Consider the following 24,559-nt stretch of genomic DNA (forward strand, 5'->3'; position numbering starts at 1 on the left):
TATTAGGGTTTGTCGAGAACGGTCGGAGTTAAAAAGACTAACAATTCAGTTTTGTCTTGTAATTTGGATTTATGGCGAAAAAAATGGCCAATTAGCGGTATATCCCCTAATAAAGGGATTTTGACTTCATCCTCTCGCTCGGTGGTTTGGAATATGCCGCCAATGATCGCTGTTCCACCATTCTCAACAGTGACCTCGGAACTGAGGCTTTTGGTATCAATCGCATAACCCTGCTCTGTTTTCATGCCTACCGTATCTTTGTTTATGCCTACTAGCATTGAAATCTTTCCATCTGGATGAATTTTGGGAAGAACTTCAAGTCTTAAATTAGCCTTTCTAAATTGCAATTTGCTGCCATTTTGATTGGAGGTTTGATAGGGGAGTTCAGTGCCTTGTTCAATCGTGGCCTTTACTTGGTCGCCTGTCATGATTCGGGGGTTGGAAAGAATTTTTCCTTGGCCCGCAGATTCTAGGGCAGATAGTTCTGCCTGAAGAATGCGGCTCCCATTTTTCGAGACTAAGGTTGCAGCTATGGTTGCTGGATTAAAGCCACTTAATCCAGCGCCAGCTAAATCCATGCTACCAACTAGCTTTTGATCGCCTTCCCCACTTGCTTGATAGCCCAGCTTGACCCCCAGTTCTTTAGCAAAGCGTTCATCTGCCTCCACAATGCGAGCTTCTATCAGAATCTGCCTTGGACTATTGATGTGATCGCCACCAAAAGGTAGCGCAGCATCCTCACGACGAAACTTCTGAAAGGCCTGAATTTCTGCATGGGGCCCAATCCAATAGATATCGCCATTACGAACGAGCCTCAAGCCGCGACTGGCAAGAATGGAATGAAGGGCAGTCTGCCAAGGGGTCTTGTTGAGATCGACTGAAATCCTTCCCTTGATCGACTCACTTAATAAAAAATTGGTATTACCCAATTTAGCTAAAACCTGTAAAAGCTCTCTTATTTCAATGTCAGTAAATTGCAGGCTAATTGGACTCAAAAAATGGTTTTGTGAGTCTGAGTTACCACCCGCTAGGTTGGGCGAAAGCAGCATGAATAACGCTAGCGAAAAGCAGACTCTATTGAAGTATTTTTGGAGACGATGAATGCAGTGGCTCATTCGCTTGAGAAGGCTTTCAACACCAGAAATTTGCCTTCCGGATGAGAGAAGATTGCGCTGCCATTTTCTATGCTGCTAAGACGCCATTCGCCCAAAGCTTGGCCCCCTTTTTCAAAAGCAATATTGCTTTTCCCGGTATTAAAAAATGCTTGATGAGAGTCTCCCATTTGGGCTGCACCCAGGTATCGCCAGCGGCGTAATTCGGCCTCATAGGACGGCATCCTAGGTTTGCTGGTAACCCTGCTTTCGGGCTTTTTATTCATTAATGAGTGAATGCTTACTTCTATTTCATCTATTGCTGCATATAAATCATCTTGATCTTGATGAAATTCATCGCGCAATAAGGCCATGTCCTTTTTTAGCTCGGAAATGAGCTTTTGAGACTCCTCTTGAGTGCTTTGGGATGTCTGATTGAGGGTGTTAAAGGCAATGTAGATTGCAACTGCTGAAGCTATTAATATCCCGAAAAATAGGGCAATCATCCCGCCTATTTTTTGAATAGAAGTTGGGATTTCTAACTTGTTAAGTGGGTCTGTGAAAGTGGGGTTATTGCTCCTTCCTGAGGTCTTGGGTGCGGCGCTTTGATGTGGGGGTGGTTTACGAATTCCATGGGGATCGGGAATGGCGGGGTCGTCGCCAAGATCACTCAAAATTTCGTCAAAAGATTGGCTGGAAATGTGGCGTGCAGGCATGACCCTATTCTTCAGTTTTGAGTCCTGAAAAGCCATCGGCTCAGATTGAACCCAGCGTCAGAAAGTAGGCATTTGGCATACGTAAAACAGGGTATTTGGAGCTTTTAGGGAAATTGACTAAGCACCCTATAATTTGGGCATATGGCCTTACCTCCAAAAGACAAGCCGCCGCTTAATCAGCGTCCTATTCGTCCATCCGATAGACGTCCTCGGCAAACACGAGTTCAGCCTGGCTTGCCGCGCAAGAATTCAAGTAATCCATTAGTAAAAGCTTTGTTAATTATTGGCGTGGTTTTTGCCGTAGTGATTACATTGCTGATGGGTTATGCCTTTTTGGTTGCAAAACCTAATCTTCCAAAGATCTCCGCCTTAACTGATTACAACCCAAAGACTCCTCTGCGCATCTATACGGCGGACAAAGTGTTAATTGGTGAGTTTGGTGAGGAGCGTCGCAAGGTAATCCCATTAAATGAAATTCCTCAAAGTATGCGCAATGCTGTTTTAGCAATTGAGGACGATCGCTTCTATTCTCACGGTGGTGTGGACTATGTTGGAATTTTGCGTGCTGCATTAACCAACTTGCGCGGACATCTTTCGCAGGGCGCTTCAACCATCACCATGCAGGTGGCGCGCAATTTCTTCCTCAGCAACGAGAAGACCTTTAGCCGAAAAATCTATGAAGTTTTATTAGCCTGGGAAATTGAGTCTCAATTAACTAAGGACAAGATTCTGGAAATCTATATGAACCAGATTTTCTTAGGGCAGCGGGCTTATGGTTTCTCTAGTGCGGCGCAGATTTATTTTGGCAAAGAGTTAAAAGACATCACCATTGCTGAGTCTGCAATGTTGGCCGGCCTACCAAAGGCGCCGTCAGCTTATAACCCTGTTAGCAACTTCCGTCGTGCCAAGATTCGCCAGGAGTACATTTTGCAGCGTATGCGCGATCTGGGATATATCACTCCAGAGGATTATCAAAAAGCGATGATCGAGGAATTGCATATTCGAGGTCTTGGTAACGAGTTTGCTGTTCGCGCAGATTTCCCAGCGGAGATGGTGCGCCAATTGCTATTTACGCAATATGGTGAGGCAATCTACTCCCAAGGAATTGATGTTTACACCACCATCTTGAAAGCAGATCAAGATGCCGCTTACAAAGCGGTACGTAAGGGAATTTTTGAATATGACTTGCGTCACGCTTATCGTGGCCCAGAAGGTTTTATTGATCTTCCTGAAGATTCTGTAAAACGCCAACGCGCCATTGATGAAGCATTACTTGCTTATCCACAGTTAGATGATTTGCAGTCTGGTGTTGTGCTTGATATCAAGCCAAAAGAAATGCAGGTCATGATTGCCACTGGCGACACTATCACCATTAAAGGTGAGGGCATGAAGTTGGCAGCAGCATCTATTACCGATAGCACTCAACCTAAGAAACGTTTGCGTCCTGGTGCAGTTGTGCGGCTTCTGTCAGACGGTGGAGTTTGGAAGTTAGCTCAGTTGCCTCAAGTAGAGGCCGCGTTTGTTTCCATGAACGCTGAGACTGGCGCAATTCTCTCTTTGGTGGGTGGCTTTGATTTCCGTCGCAATCAATTCAACCATGTGACACAAGCCTTGCGTCAGCCAGGCTCCTCATTTAAGCCATTCATCTATGCCGCCGCGATTGAAAAAGGTTTCACACCCAGCACGATGGTGAATGATGCACCTTTATCGATTGGCAGTATGGAAACTGGTAGCCAAGCCTGGGAGCCAAAAAACTACGATGGCAAATATGAGGGCATGATGCGCTTACGCACTGCTTTAGCTAAATCGAAGAACCTGGTTTCTGTGCGCATCATTCGCGCTATTGGTCCTTCCTATGCTCAGGAATACATTCAGCGTTTTGGTTTTGAGCCAGAAAAGCATCCTCCTTATTTAACAATGGCGTTGGGCGCGGGTTCAGTTACACCATTACAAATGGCTTCTGCTTACAGTGTTTTTGCGAACGGCGGTTATCGAGTGGATCCATTCTTGATTAACAAGATGGTCGACTCCAAAGGGACTGTCATGTTTGAGGCAAAGCCTACTCATGCTCGGGAAGATGCACCGCGTGTGCTCGATGCCCGTACAGCGTTTGTCATGGATAGCATGTTGCAAGAGGTAACTAAGTCAGGGACTGCAGCTTCTGCACGCGGCAAATTAGGCCGTAGTGATATCGCAGGTAAAACTGGTACAACCAATGATTCTCACGATGCATGGTTTGCTGGGTATAACCCCAAAGTCGTTGCGATTGCATGGATTGGTTTTGATAAGCCGGCTAGCCTGGGTGATCGAGAGACTGGTGGTGGCCTTGCGTTGCCTATGTGGATTTCTTATATGGGTACCGCGCTAAGAGAGGTTCCGCAGGAGACGCGTGAAGTTCCAAGTGGAGTAACGCAAGTGGATGGCGACTGGTTTATTCCAGAATTCTCAAGCAATGGCGGTGTCCGCGAACTTCAATAGTTCGTATTCAACATGGCACGGCAAGCGCGCACTGTAATACCAGGCCAAGCAATGCATGTGATGGTTCGTGGTAATAATCGCGAAACGCTGTTTTTTACCGATGAAGATCGTCGCACTTATTTAGAGTGGTTGCGTGAGGCAGCAAGGCAATTTGGTTGTGCAGTTCATGCTTTTGCTTTGATGCCGAATCATGTGCACCTGTTGATGACTCCGCAAAATGAAGACTCTCTTGCAAAAACCATGCAATCCCTGGGACGTCGTTATGCGCAATATTTCAATCAACAGCATCGACGCTCTGGAACTATTTGGGAAGGTCGGTATCGCTCATCCTTAATTGATCCAGATTATTTTTTGCGTTGTCAGCGTTATATCGAACTCAACCCAGTGAGGGCTGGATTTGAGTCGAACCCTCAAAGCTCAACTTGGACTAGTTTTGCAACGCATATTGGGGGTAATGCCGAACCATGGCTAGTGGATCACCAGCATTTTTGGAGGTTAGGTAATACGCCCTTTGAAAGGCAAATGACCTGGGCTAGTTTTGTGAAGGAGGGGGCACCCCACTGGGAGGATCGCCAAATTACAGAATCCTTGCTTCGCTCCAAGCCTTGGGTGAGTGATATTTATGCGCAAAAGCTCTTCAAAAATGCCCCAGAGATAGCGGTAATACGGCATCGTGGCCGCCCTAGAAAAACAAACTCTTTAAATTCAACGACTTAGAGAAATAAAAGCTTTCCAAAAATAAATTTTGGGTATTGAATATTTTGACTCTGTCCCCATATAAGTAATACATATTGGTGCGGCATCAAAATAAATGGGACAGACTCATTTTATTTCTATTGCATCGGTATGGGTATTCACCTATATTTGATCCTCCAAAAGTAATTAGGCCTTTGTCGCCCCTCGGAAATACTATGACTACACAATTAAATACAGACCCTCGCCCTATCGCTCAAGGTTTATATGACCCAAGTAATGAGCACGACGCTTGCGGCGTAGGATTCGTTGCACACATTAAAGGCAAGAAATCACATGAGATCGTTTCTCAGGGTTTACAGATTCTTGAGAACTTAGATCACCGGGGAGCAGTTGGTGCTGATCCATTGATGGGTGATGGCGCTGGTATCTTGATTCAGATTCCAGATACTTTGTATCGCGAAGAAATGGCCAAGCAAGGTGTGACATTGCCACCATTAGGTGAGTATGGTGTTGGCATGATTTTCTTGCCGAAGGAGCATGCATCTCGTTTAGCTTGCGAGCAAGAATTAGAGCGTACCGTTCGTTTAGAAGGTCAAGTTGTTTTAGGTTGGAGAGATGTTCCGGTGGATGTGAAATTGCCGATGTCTCCAACAGTACAAATGACAGAGCCATTCATTCGTCAAATTTTTATTGGTCGTGGTCGTGACATCATGACAACCGACGCGCTTGAGCGTAAGTTGTATGTCATTCGTAAGACAGCAAGTCACGCGATTCAAGATTTGCATCTCAAACATGGCAAGGAATATTTCGTTGCCTCAATGTCTGCTAGAACCATTGTTTACAAGGGTTTGCTGTTAGCCAATCAAGTTGGTGCTTATTACCAAGACTTGCAAGACAAGCGCACTGTCTCAGCGCTGGCTTTAGTGCATCAACGTTTCTCTACCAACACTTTCCCTGCTTGGGAATTGGCGCATCCGTATCGCATGATTGCGCATAACGGTGAGATCAATACTGTTAAAGGCAACGTCAATTGGGTGAATGCACGTGAAGGTGCAATTAGCTCCCCAGTGCTTGGCGATGACTTGCAAAAACTGTGGCCATTAATTTATCCAGGTCAATCAGACACTGCATGTTTCGATAACTGTTTAGAGTTGTTGGTAATGTCTGGCTATCCATTGGCGCAAGCCATGATGATGATGATTCCTGAGGCATGGGAACAACATGCATTGATGGATGACAATCGTCGCGCATTCTATGAATACCATGCAGCAATGATGGAGCCATGGGACGGTCCTGCAGCAATGGCATTTACCGATGGTCGTCAAATTGGCGCCACTTTGGATCGCAATGGTTTACGTCCAGCACGTTATTACGTAACTGATGATGACCTCGTCATCATGGGATCTGAGGCTGGTGTATTGCCGATTCCTGAGAGCAAGATCGTACAAAAATGGCGCTTACAACCAGGCAAGATGTTCATGATCGACATGGAGCAAGGTCGCATCATTGATGACGTTGAGTTGAAGAATGCCGTTTCTAAAGCTAAGCCATACAAGAGCTGGATCGATGCGGTTCGTGTGAAGTTGGACGAAGTTGATGCCAGTAAGGTGGACTTGGTTGATGAGAAAACCACGATTCGTCCAGCGGCAAAATTATTAGATCGCCAACAAGCATTTGGCTACACCCAGGAAGATATTAAGTTCCTCATGGCTCCAATGGCCATGAATGGTGAAGAAGCTATTGGTTCAATGGGTAATGACAGCCCATTAGCGGTTCTCTCTAATAAGAACAAGCCGCTCTATAACTACTTCAAACAGTTGTTTGCACAAGTTACCAATCCTCCGATTGATCCAATTCGCGAGAACATGGTGATGTCTTTGGTTTCTTTCATTGGCCCTAAGCCAAACTTGTTAGACACCAACAACATCAATCCACCAATGCGCTTGGAAGTAAGTCAGCCAATTTTGGATTTTGATGACATCACTAAGATTCGTCATATTGGTCATTACACCAATGGCAAGTTCCGCTCTTATGAATTGGATATTTGCTATCCAGCTTCATGGGGTAAGGCTGGTATTGAAGCGCGTTTAGCTTCTCTGTGCGCTGAAGCTGCTGATGCAGTGCGCTCTGGTTACAACATTTTGATCGTGAGCGATCGTCAGGTTGATGAAAAGCACGTAGCAATTCCTGCTTTATTGGCTACTTCTGCCATTCATCAACATTTAGTGCAAAAAGGTTTGCGTACTAGCGTTGGCTTAGTGGTGGAAACAGGCAGCGCGCGTGAGACTCATCACTTTGCACTCTTGGCTGGTTATGGTGCAGAAGCAGTTCATCCATACCTCGCAATGGAAACCTTAGCTGAAATGGCTAAAGGTTTATCCGGTGATTTATCTGCAGAAAAAGCAGTGAAGAATTTTGTGAAAGCGATTGGTAAGGGCTTGCAAAAAGTGATGTCCAAAATGGGTATCTCTACTTACATGTCTTATACAGGCTCACAGATTTTTGAAGCCATTGGTTTAAACCACGACATCATTGATCAATACTTCAAGGGCACTCCATCAAACGTTGGTGGTATCGGCGTATTTGAAGTGGCTGAAGAAGCATTGCGCATGCACTCATCAGCATTTGGTAATGACCCAGTTCTAACTAATATGCTTGACGCTGGTGGTGAGTACGCTTTCCGCATTCGTGGCGAGAACCATATGTGGACTCCTGACACGATTGCGAAGTTGCAGCACTCCACACGTATCGGCGCTGAGAAAGGCTATCAGACTTATAAAGAGTACGCCAACATCATCAATGATCAAACTAAGCGTCAAATGACTTTGCGTGGTTTGTTTGAATTCAAGATTGATCCAGCAAAAGCCATTCCATTGGACGAAGTAGAGTCTGCAAAAGAAATCGTTAAACGTTTTGCAACGGGCGCGATGTCTTTGGGTTCGATCTCTACAGAAGCCCACGCTACTTTGGCGATTGCTATGAACCGTATTGGCGGTAAGTCCAATACTGGCGAAGGCGGTGAAGATCCAAACCGTTATGTTAATGAACTCAAGGGTATTCCAATTAAGAAGGGTGAGTCTTTAGCAAGCATCCTGGGTAGCGACGTAGTTGAGGCTAATATTCCATTGCAAGATGGCGACTCTTTGCGCTCTAAGATTAAGCAAGTTGCTTCTGGTCGTTTTGGTGTAACTACAGAATATTTGCGTTCTGCTGATCAGATTCAGATCAAGATGGCACAGGGCGCTAAGCCTGGTGAAGGCGGTCAATTGCCGGGGGGTAAGGTTTCTGACTACATCGGCAAGTTGCGTTTCTCAGTGCCAGGTGTTGGTTTGATTTCTCCTCCTCCGCACCACGACATTTATTCGATTGAAGATATCGCCCAGTTGATTCATGACTTGAAGAACGTCAATCCAAAAGCCGACGTTTCTGTGAAGTTGGTTTCTGAAGTGGGTGTTGGAACTGTTGCGGCTGGTGTTGCGAAAGCTAAAGCAGACCATGTTGTGATTGCTGGTCATGATGGCGGTACCGGCGCATCCCCACTTTCTTCAATCAAGCACGCTGGTTCTCCATGGGAACTCGGCTTAGCTGAAACACAGCAGACATTGGTTCTCAATGGCTTGCGCAGTCGTATTCGTGTTCAAGCTGACGGCCAAATGAAGACTGGTCGCGACGTAGTGATTGGTGCTTTATTGGGCGCAGATGAATTTGGTTTCGCGACAGCTCCATTGGTTGTTGAGGGTTGCATCATGATGCGTAAGTGTCATTTAAATACCTGCCCAGTTGGTGTTGCTACACAAGATCCAGAATTGCGTAAGAAATTCTCTGGCAAGCCAGAGCATGTAGTGAACTTCTTCTTCTTTATTGCTGAAGAGGCTCGCGAGATCATGGCGCAATTGGGTATTCGTAAATTTGATGACTTAATTGGTCGCGTTGATTTGTTAGATACCCGCAAAGGTATTGAGAACTGGAAAGTACATGGCTTGGATTTCAGCAAGATTTTTGCTGAACCACAGGTTGCTGCTGAAGTTCCACGTTATCAAGTGTTGACGCAAGATCATGGCTTAGCTAGCGCACTCGACAATATTTTGATTGAGAAGAGCGAGCCTGCCTTAGAGCGTGGTGAGAAGGTATCTTTCATTGTTCCTGTTAAGAACGTGAACCGTACAGTTGGCGCAATGCTCTCAGGTGAAGTAGCTCAGCGTTATGGCCATGCAGGTTTGCCAGATGACACGATCCACATTCAGTTGAATGGCACTGCTGGTCAAAGCTTCGCAGCTTTCTTGGCTCGCGGCATCACCTTAGATTTGGTTGGTGATGGAAATGACTACGTTGGTAAAGGTTTGTCAGGTGGTCGTGTGATTGTTCGTGCTCCGCATGAGTTCCGTGGCGACACAGCGAAAAACATCATTGTTGGCAACACTGTTCTCTACGGTGCGATTGCTGGCGAGGCATTCTTTAACGGTGTAGCCGGTGAGCGTTTCGCAGTACGTAACTCTGGTGCTACAACAGTTGTTGAAGGTACTGGCGACCATGGTTGTGAGTACATGACTGGTGGCACAGTAGTTGTATTGGGCGCAACAGGCCGTAACTTTGCTGCAGGTATGAGCGGCGGTATTGCTTATGTTTACGACGAAGATGGTTTGTTCGATAAGCGTTGCAACACCAGCATGGCTACTTTGGAAAAAGTCCTGCCTTCTGCCGAGCAGATTGCCAAGATGCCGAAGTCTGAGTGGCATGCCCCTGTCGATGTTAAAGATGGTGGTGAGCGTTTAACAGACGAGCAAATCTTGAAGGGCTTGATTGAGCGTCATTTCCGCCACACTGGCTCTGAGCGCGCAAAAGCGCTTTTAGCTGACTGGGAAAATGCCCGCGGACGTTTTGTGAAGGTTCTCCCAACTGAGTACAAACGTGCTCTCGGTGAGTTGTGGGAAAAGGCTCAGAACAAAACCGTTGCTGCTTAATCAAATAGATAGACATTAAGAAAAGATACTAAGGATTCGATATGGGTAAGGTCACTGGATTTATGGAGTTTGAGCGCGTTGATGAAACGTACGAAGCGCCGGTTAAACGTCTCCATCACTACAAAGAATTTGTTGCTGCATTAACTGATGAAGAGGCTAAAGTTCAGGGCGCACGTTGTATGGATTGCGGCATCCCGTTTTGTAATAACGGTTGCCCAGTGAACAACATCATTCCTGACTTTAATGATTTGGTATTCCATAATGATTGGAAGAATGCATTAGACGTTTTGCAATCAACCAATAACTTCCCAGAATTTACTGGTCGTATTTGTCCAGCTCCTTGCGAAGCCGCATGTACTTTAGGTATTAATAGCACTGCAGTTGGCATTAAATCTATTGAGCACGCCATTATTGATAAGGGCTGGGAAAGTGGTTGGGTTAAGCCTCAGCCATCCAAGACCAAGACAGGTAAAAAAGTAGCGGTAGTTGGCGGCGGTCCTGCGGGTATGGCGGCTGCACAGCAATTGGCTCGTGTTGGTCATGATGTGACTGTGTTTGAGAAGAATGATCGCGTTGGCGGTTTGCTGCGCTACGGTATTCCTGATTTCAAAATGGAAAAGTGGTTGATTGACCGTCGCGTAGAGCAGATGCAAGCTGAAGGTGTGAAGTTTGAAACTGGTGTGTTTGTTGGTAAAGAAGCGATTGGTGCTGAAGTAAAAAATTACTCCAACAAAACAGTTTCACCTGAGCAGTTGATGAAAGATTTTGACGCTGTAGTGATCACTGGTGGCGCAGAGCAGCCACGTGATTTGCCAGTCCCAGGTCGTGAGTTAGCCGGTGTGCACTATGCGTTGGAATTTTTGATTCCACAGAACAAAGAAAATGCAGGCGATTTCAAAAATGAAATCCGTGCAACCGACAAGCATGTTGTAGTTATCGGCGGCGGTGATACCGGCTCTGATTGTGTAGGAACTTCAAACCGCCACGGCGCTACCAAGATTACTCAGTTTGAATTGCTCCCGCAGCCTCCAGAAGAGGAAAACAAGCCATTGGTATGGCCATATTGGCCAACAAAGTTGCGCACATCCTCCTCTCACGAAGAGGGCTGTGATCGTGACTGGTCTGTTGGAACAAAACGTTTTGAAGGTAAAAACGGCAAAGTAGAGAAGTTGATCGGCGTACGTTTGGAGTGGAAAGACGGCAAGATGTCAGAAGTGCCAAACTCTGAATTTGAGATCAAGGCAGATTTAGTGCTTTTAGCAATGGGCTTCGTGTCTCCAGTTCAGCAAGTACTGAATGCTTTTGGCGTTGAAAAAGATGCTCGTGGCAATGCTAAAGCTACTGTGGACGGTCAAAATGCCTATCAAACGAACGTTCCCAAGGTATTTGCTGCTGGCGATATGCGTCGCGGACAGTCTCTCGTAGTTTGGGCGATTCGTGAAGGCCGTCAATGTGCCCGTTCAGTGGACGAGTATTTAATGGGGTCTTCTGTTTTACCTCGATAATATCGAGGATATGAACAGTAGCCAGCCAAACTCCTTGGATGTAAGCAAGCAAGCTGCAGGCGAAGTTGTCGTCTCTATTAAAGACGTCAACTTTTCCTATGCTCCGGGTGAGCGGCAAATTTTGTCGGGACTCAATATGGAGTTTCGACGCGGTCAAGTGGTTGCTGTTATGGGTGGCTCTGGTTGTGGCAAGACCACCATTCTTCGCCTGATTGGCGGTCAATATACAGCCCAATCGGGCCAAGTTCTTTTTGAAGGACAAGATATTGGCAAGATGAGCGGCGCTGAGTTGATGGTAGCTCGTCGACGTATGGGGATGCTATTTCAGTTTGGCGCTTTGTTCACCGACCTTAGTGTTTTTGAAAACGTTGCCTTTCCACTACGCGAGCATACCGATTTAAGTGAAGAACTCTTGCACTCGTTGGTATTGATGAAACTCAATGCGGTAGGTTTGCGTGGCGCACGTGATTTAATGCCTTCCCAAATTTCTGGTGGCATGGCAAGACGCGTTGCGCTTGCAAGAGCGATTGCTTTAGATCCACCACTCATCATGTATGACGAGCCATTTGCTGGCCTTGATCCTATTTCGCTTGGTATTACTGCGCGCTTGATTCGTGATCTAAATAATGCCCTGGGAGCCACGAGTTTATTGGTTACTCATGATGTTGAAGAGACTTTTGCGATTGCAGATTATGTGTACTTTATTGCCAATGGCCGCATTGGCGCAGAAGGAACACCAGAGGAATTAAGTCGCTCAACTGATCCCTTTGTCAGACAATTCTTAGATGCCGCACCAGATGGTCCCGTCCCTTTCCATTACCCAGGAAAAACCTTGGAAGAAGATTTTGGAGTGAGGCCTCTATGACTGCACTATTAAATCTTTTTGGTGATCTTGGATTTTTTGTTCGTCGTAACTTAAGTAGTCTTGGGTTGGCTGCCCGCATGTTTGTAGCGGTGATTGTGCGCTCAGGATTCTTGCTTAAGAGACCACGCTTAGTAATTGATCAAATTTTATTTGTTGGCAACCATTCCTTCATCATCATTGCGGTCTCAGGATTATTTGTAGGTTTCGTATTAGGTTTGCAGGGTTACTACACCTTAAATCGTTATGGTTCAGAGCAAGCGCTTGGTTTGTTGGTCGCATTGTCTTTAACTCGTGAGTTAGGACCAGTGATTACTGCTTTATTGTTTGCTGGCAGAGCCGGCACTTCATTGACCGCAGAAATTGGTTTGATGAAAGCTGGCGAGCAATTAACTGCTATGGAGATGATGGCGGTTGATCCTTTGGGTCGCGTGATTGCGCCACGACTCTGGGCAGGCATTATTTCTATGCCAATTTTGGCAACCATCTTTACGGCTGTGGGTGTTCTAGGCGGCTATTTGGTTGGTGTTCCACTCATTGGAGTGGATTCAGGCGCTTTCTGGTCGCAAATGCAGGGTGGCGTAGACCTGTTTTCGGATATCGGTAACGGCCTAATTAAAAGCATGGTGTTTGGTGTGGCAGTGACTTTTATTGCTCTCTACCAAGGTTATGAATCAAAGCCTACGCCTGAAGGCGTTTCGCAAGCGACTACCCGTACGGTAGTGATCTCTTCTTTATCGGTCCTGGCATTGGATTTCTTGCTGACCGCGATGATGTTCTCAAATTAGAAAGAATAAACTGGGGCTCTTATGAGAAAAAGTGCAATTGATGTTTGGGTAGGTATTTTTGTTGCCATAGGTTTGTTGGCAGCGCTATTTCTCGCGTTAAAAGTTGGCAATATGAATGCGGTGTCATTCGCCCCAACATACAAAATTTCCGCACGCTTTGACAACATCGGTGGTTTAAAGCCTCGTGCACCCGTTAAAAGTGCTGGTGTAGTTGTTGGCAGAATTGCCAACATCTCTTTTGATGACAAGACTTATCAGGCAACAGTAGTCATGACGATTGAAGATTCTTTTAAGTTTCCAAAAGATTCTTCTGCAAAGATTTTGACATCCGGCCTATTGGGTGAGCAATATATCGGCCTTGAAGCAGGTGGTTCGGATGATATGTTGGCTAATGGTGAGAAGATCTCTCAAACTCAGTCAGCGATTGTTTTAGAAAACCTCATCAGTCAGTTTCTTTACAATAAAGCAGCGGATAGCGGTCAAGAAAAAGGCGCGGCAAAATGATGTTGTCTGTTGTGCGCAAACTCAAGGCGGCAATCTTGCTGAGTTTGGTTGCAGCCATGATTGGTTGCGCTTCGATTCCTGCTGGCGCAGAGCGCTCCCCACAGGATCCCTGGGAGCCGTTTAACCGTTCGGTATTCGAGTTTAATGAAGGCTTAGACGCTTATGTTCTAAAGCCAGTAGTTGCGGGTTATCGTTTTGTATTGCCTGAGTTTGTGCGCGATGGAATTTATAACTTCTTTAGCAACTACAACGATATTTACACTGCACTCTTTAACTTGCTACAAGGCAAGCCAGGGTTTGCCTTTAATGACTTCATGCGCGTAGTGGTCAATACAACCATGGGCTTGGGTGGACTATTAGACTTGGCAACACCAGGCGGCTTAGAAAAGCATAAGGAAGATTGGGGTCAAACTTTAGGCGTTTGGGGTGTGCCTTCAGGCCCATATGTCGTTTTACCTTTCTTTGGTCCAAGTAATGTTCGAGATACTGTTGGTACTGTGGCTGATTTAGAGTCTGACTACCTCTTTACGTATGTAAAGGACATTGGCCTAAGAAATAGCATTACCGGTTTGCGTGTAGTGAATGCGCGCAATACTTACTATGAAGCTGGTGATTTATTGGATGGCGCTGCAATTGATAAGTACAGCTTTATGCGCGATGCTTACATTCAAAGACGGGCATATCAAATTAATGAGGGTCGCGATGATGAAGAACCCATTGTTTATGAGAATCCATATCAATAAGCAGTCATCAGTGCAGTTTGAAGTAACTAAAATGAGTCTCAATTTAGATAAAGATGGTGGGCGGGGAATATGAAAAGTTTTAAAAAAATCGGCAGCTTTATTTTTGCAGGGCTGCTATTTGCAGTCGGCACTGTTTTTGCTCAGACCCCTGACCCATCAACACCTCCAGACGCTCTCATCAAGATGGTTGTTACAGATGTCATGGCAAGCGTTAAGGCTGATCCCGATATTCAGAAGGGCAATATTCCAAAGATTGTGGACCTGGTAGAAAAGAAAATTGTTCCTTATACCGATATGCGTCGCACAACAGAAATGGCGATGGGGCCTAATTGGAAAAAAGCGACGCCTGAGCAGCAAGCCCAACTTACTTCCGAGTTTAAGAATCTACTCATTCGCACTTATTCGGGCGCGTTGAGCCAGTTGCGTGATCAGACTGTGCAATTTAAAGCTTTGCGCGCGGCGCCAGATGATAAAGAAGTGGTTGTGAAAACCGTTGTACTTGGCCGTGGTGATCCAGTGCCTTTGGACTATCGACTTGAGAAAACAGCTAATGGCTGGAAGGTTTATGACATGAACATCATGGGTGTTTGGTTGGTTGAAGCCTACCGTAACCAGTTTTCTAATCAAATCAGTCAAAACGGCATTGAGGGCTTAGTCAAGTTCTTGCAAGACCGCAATAAACAATTAGCTACTGCTAAGCCAAGCAATTAATTGTTAAATAAAGACACCATGCCTTTTCTTTTGCCAAAAATCGTTACGCAAGAAAATGCCTTGCAGTTGCAAAAAGAGGGCTTGTTAAATAGCCCCAGTTTGCAATTGATCGATTGCTCTGCGTTAAAAGACTTTGACTCCACTGTATTAACTGTTTTATTGGCATGGCAAAAAAAACTCCTGTCTGAAGGTAAGTCTATTTCGATAGAACATGCTCCGGAGAAGCTAAAAGTTCTTGCTGGTGTTTATGGTGTTGCTGCGTTGCTAGGTTTGTAATGGCAATGCATCCAGCGATATCTATTCAAAACATATCTAAGCAGTACGGGGCACTTCAAGCTTTAGATGATGTTTCTCTGACTATTGAACCTGGAGAATTTTTTGGTTTGTTGGGCCCCAATGGTGCCGGCAAGACCACGTTAATTTCTATTCTGGCTGGCCTAGTAAGACCTAGCCACGGTCATGCAGCCATTATGGGCGCTGATGTTCAAAAAGGTTTTCGTGAGGCACGCCGTATGCTGGGCGTTGTTCCTCAAGAGTTGGTCTTTGATCCCTTCTTTACTGTTCGAGAAACTTTGCGTTTTCAGTCGGGCTACTTTGGGATACGCAATAACGATGCATGGATTGACGAGATCATGGCTAACCTTGATCTCACCTCTAAAGCCGATAGCAATATGCGCTCTTTGTCTGGTGGAATGAAGCGTCGAGTGCTTGTTGCTCAGGCATTGGTGCATAGACCACCAGTCATTATTTTGGATGAGCCTACTGCCGGTGTAGATGTCGAGTTACGTCAATCGCTCTGGCAGTTTATTAGTAGACTAAATCAAGATGGTCATACGATTGTTTTGACCACTCATTATTTGGAAGAGGCTGAAGCTCTGTGTCAGCGCATTGCCATGCTCAAGCAAGGCAAGATCGTGGCTTTAGACACTACCGCGAATTTATTAAGCCGCTATGGATCGGTTAAAAAAGATGGCGAAGGTAAAACCGATCTAGAAGAAGTCTTTGTCAACATTATGTCCGGAGGCGCTTTATGAAGCATGGCATAAATAGACCGGCTTTGGAATACGGCAGCGGTTTTCCGACTTTATTGTTTAAGGAAGTAAAGCGTTTCTATAAGGTCGCATTTCAGACGATTGCTGCACCAGTTCTGACGGCTGTGCTGTACCTGATGATCTTTGGACATGTGCTCGAAGGCAAGGAAATTTATGGTCGTCTCAGTTACACGGCCTTTCTGATTCCTGGCTTGGTCATGATGAGTGTTTTGCAAAACGCTTTTGCCAATACATCCTCTTCTCTGATTCAGTCTAAAGTCACAGGGAACCTAGTCTTTGTTCTGCTTGCTCCATTGAGTCATTTTGAGTTCTATGCAGCTTATATTCTGGCTGCAGTCTTCAGGGGTATCGTGGTTGGCTTAGGTGTTTTATTGATTACTATTTGGTTTGCTACACCTTCCTTGGAATATCCGCTGTGGATTTTGGTATTTGCATTTTTAGGCGCAGCAATTTTGGGAAGTCTCGGCTTAATCGCTGGCATCTGGGCTGATAAGTACGATCAGTTGGCTGCTTTTCAGAATTTCATCATCATGCCGGCTACGATGTTGTCTGGTGTTTTTTATTCCATTCATTCTTTGCCGCCGGCGTGGCAGGTGGTCTCTCATTTCAACCCCTTCTTTTACATGATTGACGGGTTCCGCTACGGATTTTTTGGGGTTTCTGATAACTCCCCTTGGAGTAGTTTGGTGATTGTGTTTTGTTTCTTTGTAGTGGTGTCAGCCATTACATTGCGCTTGCTCCAAAAGGGCTATAAGCTCCGTTACTAATTGTTAATACCCTGGTTTCATTAGGAGAGAAAATGCTACCCACCCCCGATCAGATTGAAGGCTATATCAAACAAGGTATTCAATGTACCCATATACAGGTTGAGGGTGATGGACAACATTTTTTTGCAACTATTGTGAGTCCTGAGTTTGAGGGCAAGCGCTTAGTGCAGCGTCATCAATTGGTTTATGGTGCCATGGGCGATCGCATGAAAGCAGAAGTACATGCTTTATCAATTAAGGCTTTTACACCCGAAGAATTTGCTCAGAATTCAGCAGCATAAAAAATAACCTCATTACATATTAATTACTAAGTTTTTACTGGAATCGTTTCATGGATAAATTACGAATGGTTGGCGGAACTCCTCTCAAAGGTGAGGTAGTAATTGCTGGCGCTAAAAATGCCGCGTTGCCAATTCTGTGTGCTTGTCTATTAACCGATCAGCCAGTAGTTTTGCGCAATGTTCCTGACTTGCAGGATGTGCGCACCATGCTTAAGCTTTTGCAAGAGATTGGCGTTACGGTAGATTTTCCAGATGCGAGCGATCATAGCCATATGGTGTTGAACGCAGCAATCATCAAAAGCTCTGAGGCCACCTATGAGATGGTGAAGACTATGCGTGCTTCCATCTTGGTACTTGGCCCACTCTTGGCCAGAATGCATAGTGCAAAGGTGTCATTGCCGGGTGGTTGCGCTATTGGCGCGCGTCCGGTGGATCAGCACATCAAGGGTCTCAAGGCAATGGGCGCAAGCATCAAAATCAAGAGTGGTTACATTCAAGCTGAAACCAAGCCTCAATCTGATCGCTTAAAGGGCGCCTCGATCTTGACGGACATGATTACCGTGACCGGCACTGAAAATTTATTGATGGCCGCTACTTTGGCATCAGGAACAACGGTATTAGAAAATGCTGCGCGTGAACCTGAGGTTGGCGACCTAGCTGAATTGCTAGTGAAGATGGGGGCCAAGATTTCTGGCATTGGCAGCGATCGTCTAGTAATCGAAGGCGTTGAGAAATTGCATGGTGCCGAGCATTCAGTGATTCCAGATCGTATTGAGGCTGGAACATTCTTGTGTGCGGTAGCTGCAACTGGTGGCGAAATTACTGTTAAACACTGCCGTCCAGATACTTTAGATGCAGTGATCGTGAAATTAAAAGAAGCTGGTCTGCAGATGGAGGTTGGTCCAGATTGGATTAAGGCATCGATGCAGGGTCGCCCTAAAGCGGTAAATTTCCGCACCTCTGAGTACCCAGCCTTTCCTACAGATATGCAGGCACAGTTGATGACAGTGAATGCCATCGCAGCTGGCAGCTCAATGATTACCGAAACGATTTTTGAAAACCGCTTTATGCATGTGCAGGAGCTCAATCGTTTGGGCGCAGATATTGCTATTGAAGGAAATACCGCAATTGCTCAGGGGGTGGAAAAGCTCTCCGGCGCAATCGTGATGGCCACCGATCTGCGCGCTTCCGCTAGCTTGGTGATCGCTGGACTGGCGGCTCAGGGTGAAACCCAGGTGGACCGGATTTACCACTTAGATCGTGGCTATGACCGTATGGAGCAGAAGTTAACCCTCTTGGGCGCCAAGATTGAGCGCGTCAAGTAAGGCTGATGGATAATTAGTTCATGAAATTGACTTTAGCTCTCTCCAAGGGCCGCATCTTCGAGGAAACCGCTGAGATCTTGTCCAAGGTCGGCATAGTGCCGCTTGAAGATCCCGAGAAGTCTCGCAAACTCATTATTGAGACAACCAATCCAGATGTTCGCTTAATCATTGTTCGCGCCTCCGACGTTCCAACATATGTGCAATTTGGTGGTGCAGATTTTGGCGTTGCTGGTTTAGACGTATTGATGGAAAAAGGCACCGATGGTTTGTATGTGCCTTATGACTTGGGTATTGCCAAGTGCCGTATGTCTGTTGCTGTACGCGAAGGTTTTGACTACGCTGGCGCAGTGAAACAGGGCTCTCGTTTAAAAGTGGCAACGAAGTATGTCAATTGCGCACGGGAACACTTTGCCAATAAAGGTGTCCACATCGATACGATTCATCTGTATGGCTCAATGGAGCTTGCTCCATTGGTAGGGTTGGCTGACGCTATCGTAGATTTAGTTTCTACTGGCAACACCCTAAAAGCAAATGGTCTAGTTGAGGTTGAGCCAATCGCTGATATCAGCGCTCGTTTGGTAGTAAATCAAGCTTCGTATAAGCGTAAGCGTGCTCAGCTGCAGCCTATTTTTGAGTTGCTGAAATAATCGGCGGCCAACCAGAAGTCTTATCCATGCCTTCAAATATCAACGTCAAGCGCCTTAAAAGCAAAGATGCAGACTTCAGAGAAATTCTGCTGTCGAGCCTTTCTTTGCCTAGCGCTGATGACGAGGCTATAGATTCTGCAGTAGTCAAGATTTTGGCAGCAGTCAAAGATAAGGGCGATGAAGCGGTTCTTGGTTTTACAAAACAATTCGATCGTTTGAATGTTGCAAGCGTTTCCGAATTAGAGATTCCGCGCAAAGATTTAGAACAAGCCTATCAATCTTTATCTGCTGAACAAAAAAGTGCTCTGGATATTGCTGCGCAAAGAGTTCGCGCATATCACGAGAAGCAAAAGATTGAAGCGGGTTGTCATTCTTGGGAGTATGAAGAGAGAGATGGCACGCGTCTCGGTCAAAAAGTAACGCCCCTAGATCGTGTTGGTATTTATGTGCCAGGCGGTAAGGCGGCTTACCCATCTTCTGTGTTGATGAATGCCATCCCCGCAAAAGTGGCAGGTGTTGCTGAAGTCATTATGGTGGTGCCTACTCCAGATGGAGCACGTAATCCATTGGTCTTGGCGGCAGCCTTTCTTGCAGGTGTTGATCGCGTCTTTACGATCGGCGGTGCTCAGGCAGTGGGTGCTTTGGCTTATGGAACAAAAACCATTCCTTCGGTCGACAAAATTGTTGGACCTGGTAATGCTTATGTAGCTGCAGCTAAGCGCCGAGTATTTGGCATTGTCGGTATCGATATGATCGCCGGACCCTCAGAAATCTTGGTTCTCTGCGATGGATCTACTAACCCTGATTGGGTTGCCATGGATTTGTTCTCACAGGCCGAGCATGATGAGCAAGCGCAATCGATCTTGCTTTGTCCAGACGCTGCATATATTGAGCAAGTGCAGGCAAGTATTAATAAGCTTTTGCCAGAAATGCCAAGAGCAAAAGTAATTGAATCTTCACTAACAAATCGTGCCCTATTGATTCAAGTTAAAGATATGGCAGAAGCTTGTGAGATTGCTAATGCCATTGCTGCTGAGCATTTGGAGATTTGTGCTGCTGATCCACGCAAGTGGGCAGATCAAATTCGTCATGCAGGCGCTATCTTTATGGGTAACTACACCAGTGAATCATTAGGTGATTACTGTGCCGGACCTAACCACGTCTTGCCAACAGCACGCACTGCGCGTTTCTCTTCACCATTGGGTGTTTATGACTTCATCAAGCGCTCGAGCATGATTGAAGTGAGTGAAGCTGGTGCCCAAACTTTGGGTGAGGTTGCAAGTACCTTGGCTCATGGTGAAGGCTTACAAGCCCATGCTCGTGCGGCCGAGATGCGTCTCAAAAAGTAAGCGCGTAAGAAACCCGCGCTTAATAATTCAATCTTTTAATTCAGAATCTCTTTTAAAGCAGCGACGAGTTCGTTGCTTTGTTCATCTGTGCCGATCGTAATGCGCAAGAATTCTTCTATGCGCTCAGATTTAAAGTGACGCACGATGATGCCACGATCACGTAAGGCCTGATAGAGCTTAGCTCCAGCATGCTTGGGGTGACGGGTGAAAATAAAGTTTGCAGTTGACGGTAGCGTTTCAAATCCTAAGGCATTTAGCTGATCAACTAAATTACTGCGAGTTTGAATTACCTTGTTAGAAGTTTCCTCAAGGTGCGCTTGATCTTCAATGGCTGCAATGGCGCCCGCTTGAGCGAGTCGGCCTAGCGGGTAAGAGTTAAAGCTATTTTTTACTCGCTCTAATCCTTCAATTAAATCCGGATGACCAACAGCAAAGCCAACGCGCAGGCCAGCCAAGGCGCGTGACTTAGAAAGCGTGTGAACAACTAGAAGATTTTCTGGGCAGGCATTGCCGCGCAATAATGGAATGCAGGATTCAGTACCGTAATCAACGTAGGCTTCATCAATAACTACTACAGAGTCTTTGTTGCGAGATAACAAAGCTTCGATTTCAGAGCGGGGAATAGATCTACCGGTTGGGGCATTTGGGTTGGGGAAAATAATCCCACCGTTGGGCGTTTTGAAGTCGGCAGTTTTGATCTCAAAATTCTCACCCAAGGGGATCGTTTGGTATTCAATTCCAAAAAGCTTGCAATAGACCGGATAGAAGCTATATGTAATATCCGGAAAGTGCACTGGCTTAGTTTGTTTGAGAAGCCCAGCAAAAACATGCGCTAAAACTTCATCCGAACCATTGCCTAAAAAAACTTGTTTTGGGTCTAGGCCATGCAATTTGGCGATGGCTTGTTTGAGGGCTGCACCTTCTGGATCAGGATAAAGGCGTAAATCCGCAGTATTTTGACTTTCAATGGCAGCTAGCGCCTTGGGCGATGGGCCATAAGGGCTTTCATTGGTGTTGAGTTTGACCAGCCGCTGCATTTGCGGTTGCTCCCCTGGAACGTAAGGGGTTAAGGTTTTAACAACAGGGCTCCAAAAACGGCTCATGAGGGTTCTCAGGTCAAAAATCGGGATGAAAGTGCTGCAATATCGATATTTATATCTTCTCTAGGAATGATATTATGAGGCTTCAATCAACACTTCGCCTCGCGGCGCAATGAAGCATGCGGCAAGCCGACGTTACCCGAAACACTTCGGAAACCAAAATTCAGATTTCCATCAATTTAGATGGTACCGGTAAGGCTGAGCTAGCCTCCGGAGTTCCTTTCCTCGACCATATGTTGGATCAAATTGCCCGCCACGGCATGATAGACCTCAAAGTGGTTGCCAATGGCGATACCCATATTGATGATCACCACACTGTTGAAGATGTGGGTATTACCTTGGGCCAAGCCTTTGCCAAAGCGGTAGGTGATAAGGCTGGTATTACCCGTTATGGCCACTCTTATGTGCCTTTGGATGAAACTCTCTCCCGTGTTGTGATCGATTTCTCAGGACGCCCTGGTTTGGAATTCAATGTTCCATTTACCCGTGCTCGCGTCGGTGATTTTGATGTTGATCTCAGCATTGAGTTCTTCCGTGGTTTTGTGAACCATGCTGGAGTGACTTTGCACATCGATAACTTGCGTGGCATTAATGCGCATCATCAGATTGAAACAGTGTTCAAGGCTTTTGGTCGCGCGTTGCGTATGGCCTTGGCGGTAGATCCACGTGCATCCGGCTCTATTCCTTCAACCAAAGGCAGCCTCTAATCTAGATCATCTAGTTGCCCGTTAGATAACAGCAAAGATAGGCTCAATTTTGGCGCAAACCATTGCGATCGTTGATTATGGAATGGGCAATCTCCGTTCTGTATATCAGGCATTTCATCATGTCGCACCCAATGACAATGTTCTGATTGCACATCAGCCTGAAGAGATTCGTGCTGCTGATCGTGTGGTTTTGCCAGGTCAGGGCGCGATGCCAGATTGCATGAAGCACCTACAAGAGTCCGGTTTATTAGAGGCCTTGATAGAGGCGTCTAAAAGCAAGCCGCTCTTAGGTGTTTGCGTTGGCGAGCAAATGCTATTTGATAGAAGTGCCGAGGTTCGTGCCACTGAGCAATGGACACCGTGCTTGGGCTTGATTCCTGGTGAAGTGCGCCGTTTTGATTTGGCTGGCAAGAAGCAGCCAGATGGATCTGCTTTTAAAGTACCGCATATGGGTTGGAATCAGGTCCGTCAGGATCAAAAACACCCCCTTTGGTCTGGTATCCCAGATTTGACCAGTTTTTATTTTGTACACAGCTACTATGTTGTGCCGCAGCGCAATGAGGATATTGCTGGTTCTTCTGAATATGGCGATTGGTTTACTTCTGCAGTGGCGCGAGATAATATTTTTGCAACTCAATTTCATCCAGAAAAAAGTGCAGAATACGGATTAAAGCTTTATCAAAATTTTGTTTCTTGGCAACCTTAATATTTATTACTCTTTGCTATGCTGCTGATTCCCGCAATTGATCTAAAAGACGGCCACTGTGTTCGACTCGAACAAGGTGATATGGATAAGGCTACGGTTTTTTCTGAAGACCCTGGCGCAATGGCAGCGCATTGGATTAGCAAAGGTGCGCGTCGCTTGCACTTGGTGGATCTAAATGGCGCCTTTGCTGGCAAGTTAAAAAACGAGTCTGCCATTAAATCTATTCTCAAGGCTGTAGGTAATGAGATTCCTGTGCAGTTGGGTGGCGGTATTCGTGATCTCGAAACGATTGAGCGTTTGTTGGACGACGGAATCAGTACCGTCATTATTGGCACTGCAGCAGTGAAGAACCCTGGTTTTGTACAAGATGCTTGTACGGCATTCCCTGGCCATGTCATGGTTGGTTTAGATGCCCGTGATGGCAAAGTAGCTACGGATGGTTGGAGCAAAATCACCGGTCATGAAGTGATTGATCTTGCTAAGAAATTTGAAGACTGGGGCGTTGAAGCCATTATCTACACCGATATTGGGCGCGATGGCATGCTCAAAGGCGTGAACATTGATGCCACTGTGAAGTTGGCCCAAGCCATTCGTATTCCGGTAATCGCGAGTGGCGGCTTATCGAATAATCAAGATATCGATGCACTCTGTAAAGCAGAGGAAGAGGGTGTGATGGGCGTGATTGCTGGCCGCTCTATTTATGCTGGCGATCTCGATCTCGCCACTGCACAAAAATATGCTGATGAGTTAACACTCAAATATAAAAAGAAAATTATCTAGTGTTAACCAAGCGCATTATTCCTTGTCTCGATGTTACTGCGGGGCGTGTAGTTAAAGGTGTGAACTTTGTTGGTCTGCGCGATGCAGGTGACCCTGTCGAAATTGCAAAAAGATACAACACGCAAGGCGCAGACGAACTGACCTTCTTAGACATTACCGCAACATCTGATGGGCGCGATCTGATTCTGCACATCATTGAGGATGTGGCATCACAGGTATTTATTCCGCTGACTGTTGGCGGCGGCGTGCGTGCGGTTGCTGATGTGCGACGCTTACTCAACGCTGGCGCAGATAAAGTCAGCATGAATTCCTCCGCAGTTGCTAATCCAGATTTGGTTTCTGATGCGGCTGCGTATTACGGCTCTCAATGCATTGTGGTGGCGATTGATGCCAAGCAAACAGAAGCAGGTAATTGGGAAGTATTTACCCACGGCGGCAGAACAGCTACTGGCATGGATGTAGTGGAGTGGGCTAAAGAAGTTGCTAAGCGTGGTGCCGGTGAGATTTTGTTAACCAGCATGAATCGTGACGGTAGCAAAGATGGTTTTGATTTGGCTCTTACTGCAGCTGTAAGTGATGCGGTTTCAGTGCCGGTTATTGCTTCTGGCGGAGTTGGTAATTTGCAGCATTTGGTTGATGGCATTACCAAAGGCCATGCAGATGCAGTCTTGGCTGCCAGCATCTTTCATTATGGTGAGTACACCGTTGGCCAGGCAAAGGAATATATGGCCGCCCAAGGAATCCCGGTTCGGATTTAAACCGAATTCAGACTTTTTACTAAGTTTGAACC

22 protein-coding genes and 1 pseudogene are annotated in these 24,559 nt (G+C 46.0%); 20 read left to right on the plus strand and 3 right to left on the minus strand.

Features of this window, described 5'->3' with window-relative positions; all coding sequences use genetic code 11:
• Positions 1 to 2: 2 nt before the first annotated feature.
• Together ICN10_RS05075 and ICN10_RS05080 are read right to left on the minus strand one after the other, a co-directional pair.
• Positions 3 to 995, minus strand: coding sequence for a secretin and TonB N-terminal domain-containing protein (locus ICN10_RS05075; RefSeq protein WP_255536810.1), 993 nt, complete (start codon positions 993 to 995; stop codon positions 3 to 5).
• Between the two features lie 116 nt (positions 996 to 1,111).
• The gene (locus ICN10_RS05080) at positions 1,112 to 1,807 is read right to left on the minus strand and encodes a hypothetical protein (protein ID WP_216213269.1); all 696 of its coding nucleotides are present in this window, start codon (positions 1,805 to 1,807) and stop codon (positions 1,112 to 1,114) included.
• Between the two features lie 141 nt (positions 1,808 to 1,948).
• Here ICN10_RS05080 and ICN10_RS05085 point away from each other — a divergent pair, with 141 nt between their 5' ends.
• The 16 genes and pseudogenes from ICN10_RS05085 (at position 1,949) to hisD (ending at position 20,476) form a co-directional block, all read left to right on the plus strand.
• The gene (locus tag ICN10_RS05085; protein WP_216213270.1) at positions 1,949 to 4,285 is read left to right on the plus strand and encodes a penicillin-binding protein 1A; all 2,337 of its coding nucleotides are present in this window, start codon (positions 1,949 to 1,951) and stop codon (positions 4,283 to 4,285) included.
• A gap of 12 nt (positions 4,286 to 4,297) precedes the next feature.
• Complete coding sequence (locus tag ICN10_RS05090; protein WP_216213273.1) at positions 4,298 to 5,002, plus strand: transposase; 705 nt, start codon at positions 4,298 to 4,300, stop codon at positions 5,000 to 5,002.
• A gap of 194 nt (positions 5,003 to 5,196) precedes the next feature.
• Positions 5,197 to 9,942 carry a glutamate synthase-related protein gene (locus ICN10_RS05095; RefSeq protein WP_216213276.1) on the plus strand — a complete coding sequence of 1,582 codons (4,746 nt, stop codon included), beginning with the start codon at positions 5,197 to 5,199 and terminating at the stop codon, positions 9,940 to 9,942.
• A gap of 41 nt (positions 9,943 to 9,983) precedes the next feature.
• Positions 9,984 to 11,447, plus strand: a complete 1,464-nt coding sequence (locus ICN10_RS05100; RefSeq protein WP_216213278.1) for a glutamate synthase subunit beta — start codon at positions 9,984 to 9,986, stop codon at positions 11,445 to 11,447.
• A gap of 10 nt (positions 11,448 to 11,457) precedes the next feature.
• Positions 11,458 to 12,312 carry an ABC transporter ATP-binding protein gene (locus ICN10_RS05105; RefSeq protein WP_216213282.1) on the plus strand — a complete coding sequence of 285 codons (855 nt, stop codon included), beginning with the start codon at positions 11,458 to 11,460 and terminating at the stop codon, positions 12,310 to 12,312.
• Complete coding sequence (gene mlaE / locus ICN10_RS05110; protein WP_215348204.1) at positions 12,309 to 13,097, plus strand: lipid asymmetry maintenance ABC transporter permease subunit MlaE; 789 nt, start codon at positions 12,309 to 12,311, stop codon at positions 13,095 to 13,097. The genes ICN10_RS05105 and mlaE overlap by 4 nt, the downstream gene beginning before the upstream one ends.
• 21 nt (positions 13,098 to 13,118) lie before the next feature.
• On the plus strand, positions 13,119 to 13,601 hold the full coding sequence (gene mlaD, locus ICN10_RS05115) for an outer membrane lipid asymmetry maintenance protein MlaD (RefSeq protein WP_216213284.1): 483 nt from the start codon (positions 13,119 to 13,121) through the stop codon (positions 13,599 to 13,601).
• Entirely contained in the window at positions 13,598 to 14,344 is a 747-nt protein-coding gene (locus tag ICN10_RS05120) for a VacJ family lipoprotein (RefSeq protein ID WP_255536811.1), read from the plus strand. The genes mlaD and ICN10_RS05120 overlap by 4 nt, the downstream gene beginning before the upstream one ends.
• Before the next feature lie 69 nt (positions 14,345 to 14,413).
• Complete coding sequence (locus tag ICN10_RS05125) at positions 14,414 to 15,055, plus strand: phospholipid-binding protein MlaC (protein ID WP_216213286.1); 642 nt, start codon at positions 14,414 to 14,416, stop codon at positions 15,053 to 15,055.
• 18 nt (positions 15,056 to 15,073) lie between these two features.
• Positions 15,074 to 15,331 carry a lipid asymmetry maintenance protein MlaB gene (locus ICN10_RS05130; RefSeq protein WP_216213290.1) on the plus strand — a complete coding sequence of 86 codons (258 nt, stop codon included), beginning with the start codon at positions 15,074 to 15,076 and terminating at the stop codon, positions 15,329 to 15,331.
• A 5-nt stretch (positions 15,332 to 15,336) separates the two neighbouring features.
• Positions 15,337 to 16,020: pseudogene (locus ICN10_RS05135) on the plus strand (ABC transporter ATP-binding protein); the annotation flags it as partial.
• Positions 16,021 to 16,085: 65 nt separating this feature from the next.
• Positions 16,086 to 16,874 carry an ABC transporter permease gene (locus tag ICN10_RS05140; protein WP_216213291.1) on the plus strand — a complete coding sequence of 263 codons (789 nt, stop codon included), beginning with the start codon at positions 16,086 to 16,088 and terminating at the stop codon, positions 16,872 to 16,874.
• Between the two features lie 32 nt (positions 16,875 to 16,906).
• A complete protein-coding gene (locus ICN10_RS05145) occupies positions 16,907 to 17,155 on the plus strand; it encodes a BolA family protein (RefSeq protein ID WP_216213293.1) in 249 nt (82 codons plus the stop codon).
• Between the two features lie 50 nt (positions 17,156 to 17,205).
• Positions 17,206 to 18,480: a UDP-N-acetylglucosamine 1-carboxyvinyltransferase gene (murA, locus tag ICN10_RS05150; RefSeq protein WP_216213295.1), complete on the plus strand. Its 1,275-nt coding sequence runs from the start codon at positions 17,206 to 17,208 to the stop codon at positions 18,478 to 18,480.
• A gap of 20 nt (positions 18,481 to 18,500) precedes the next feature.
• Positions 18,501 to 19,127 carry an ATP phosphoribosyltransferase gene (gene hisG, locus ICN10_RS05155; RefSeq protein ID WP_215348209.1) on the plus strand — a complete coding sequence of 209 codons (627 nt, stop codon included), beginning with the start codon at positions 18,501 to 18,503 and terminating at the stop codon, positions 19,125 to 19,127.
• Positions 19,128 to 19,153: 26 nt separating this feature from the next.
• The gene (hisD, locus tag ICN10_RS05160) at positions 19,154 to 20,476 is read left to right on the plus strand and encodes a histidinol dehydrogenase (RefSeq protein WP_216213297.1); all 1,323 of its coding nucleotides are present in this window, start codon (positions 19,154 to 19,156) and stop codon (positions 20,474 to 20,476) included.
• 35 nt (positions 20,477 to 20,511) lie between these two features.
• On the opposite strand, the gene hisC is transcribed toward hisD, so the two are convergent.
• Positions 20,512 to 21,579: a histidinol-phosphate transaminase gene (gene hisC, locus ICN10_RS05165; RefSeq protein WP_216213299.1), complete on the minus strand. Its 1,068-nt coding sequence runs from the start codon at positions 21,577 to 21,579 to the stop codon at positions 20,512 to 20,514.
• A 116-nt stretch (positions 21,580 to 21,695) separates the two neighbouring features.
• On the opposite strand from hisC, the gene hisB reads away from it, so the two are divergent.
• The 4 genes from hisB to hisF are packed head-to-tail and all read left to right on the plus strand — an operon-like array spanning position 21,696 to position 24,527.
• Positions 21,696 to 22,283 carry an imidazoleglycerol-phosphate dehydratase HisB gene (gene hisB, locus ICN10_RS05170; RefSeq protein ID WP_215323729.1) on the plus strand — a complete coding sequence of 196 codons (588 nt, stop codon included), beginning with the start codon at positions 21,696 to 21,698 and terminating at the stop codon, positions 22,281 to 22,283.
• A gap of 49 nt (positions 22,284 to 22,332) precedes the next feature.
• Positions 22,333 to 22,989 (plus strand): imidazole glycerol phosphate synthase subunit HisH, encoded by a 657-nt coding sequence (gene hisH / locus ICN10_RS05175; protein ID WP_216213301.1) that lies wholly within the window; start codon positions 22,333 to 22,335, stop codon positions 22,987 to 22,989.
• A gap of 18 nt (positions 22,990 to 23,007) precedes the next feature.
• Positions 23,008 to 23,769 carry a 1-(5-phosphoribosyl)-5-[(5-phosphoribosylamino)methylideneamino]imidazole-4-carboxamide isomerase gene (gene hisA, locus ICN10_RS05180; RefSeq protein WP_216213303.1) on the plus strand — a complete coding sequence of 254 codons (762 nt, stop codon included), beginning with the start codon at positions 23,008 to 23,010 and terminating at the stop codon, positions 23,767 to 23,769.
• Entirely contained in the window at positions 23,769 to 24,527 is a 759-nt protein-coding gene (hisF, locus tag ICN10_RS05185; RefSeq protein ID WP_068320192.1) for an imidazole glycerol phosphate synthase subunit HisF, read from the plus strand. The genes hisA and hisF overlap by 1 nt, the downstream gene beginning before the upstream one ends.
• Positions 24,528 to 24,559: the final 32 nt, after the last annotated feature.

Origin of the sequence: Polynucleobacter sp. 86C-FISCH (assembly GCF_018882415.1) — a bacterium.
GTDB lineage: Bacteria > Pseudomonadota > Gammaproteobacteria > Burkholderiales > Burkholderiaceae > Polynucleobacter.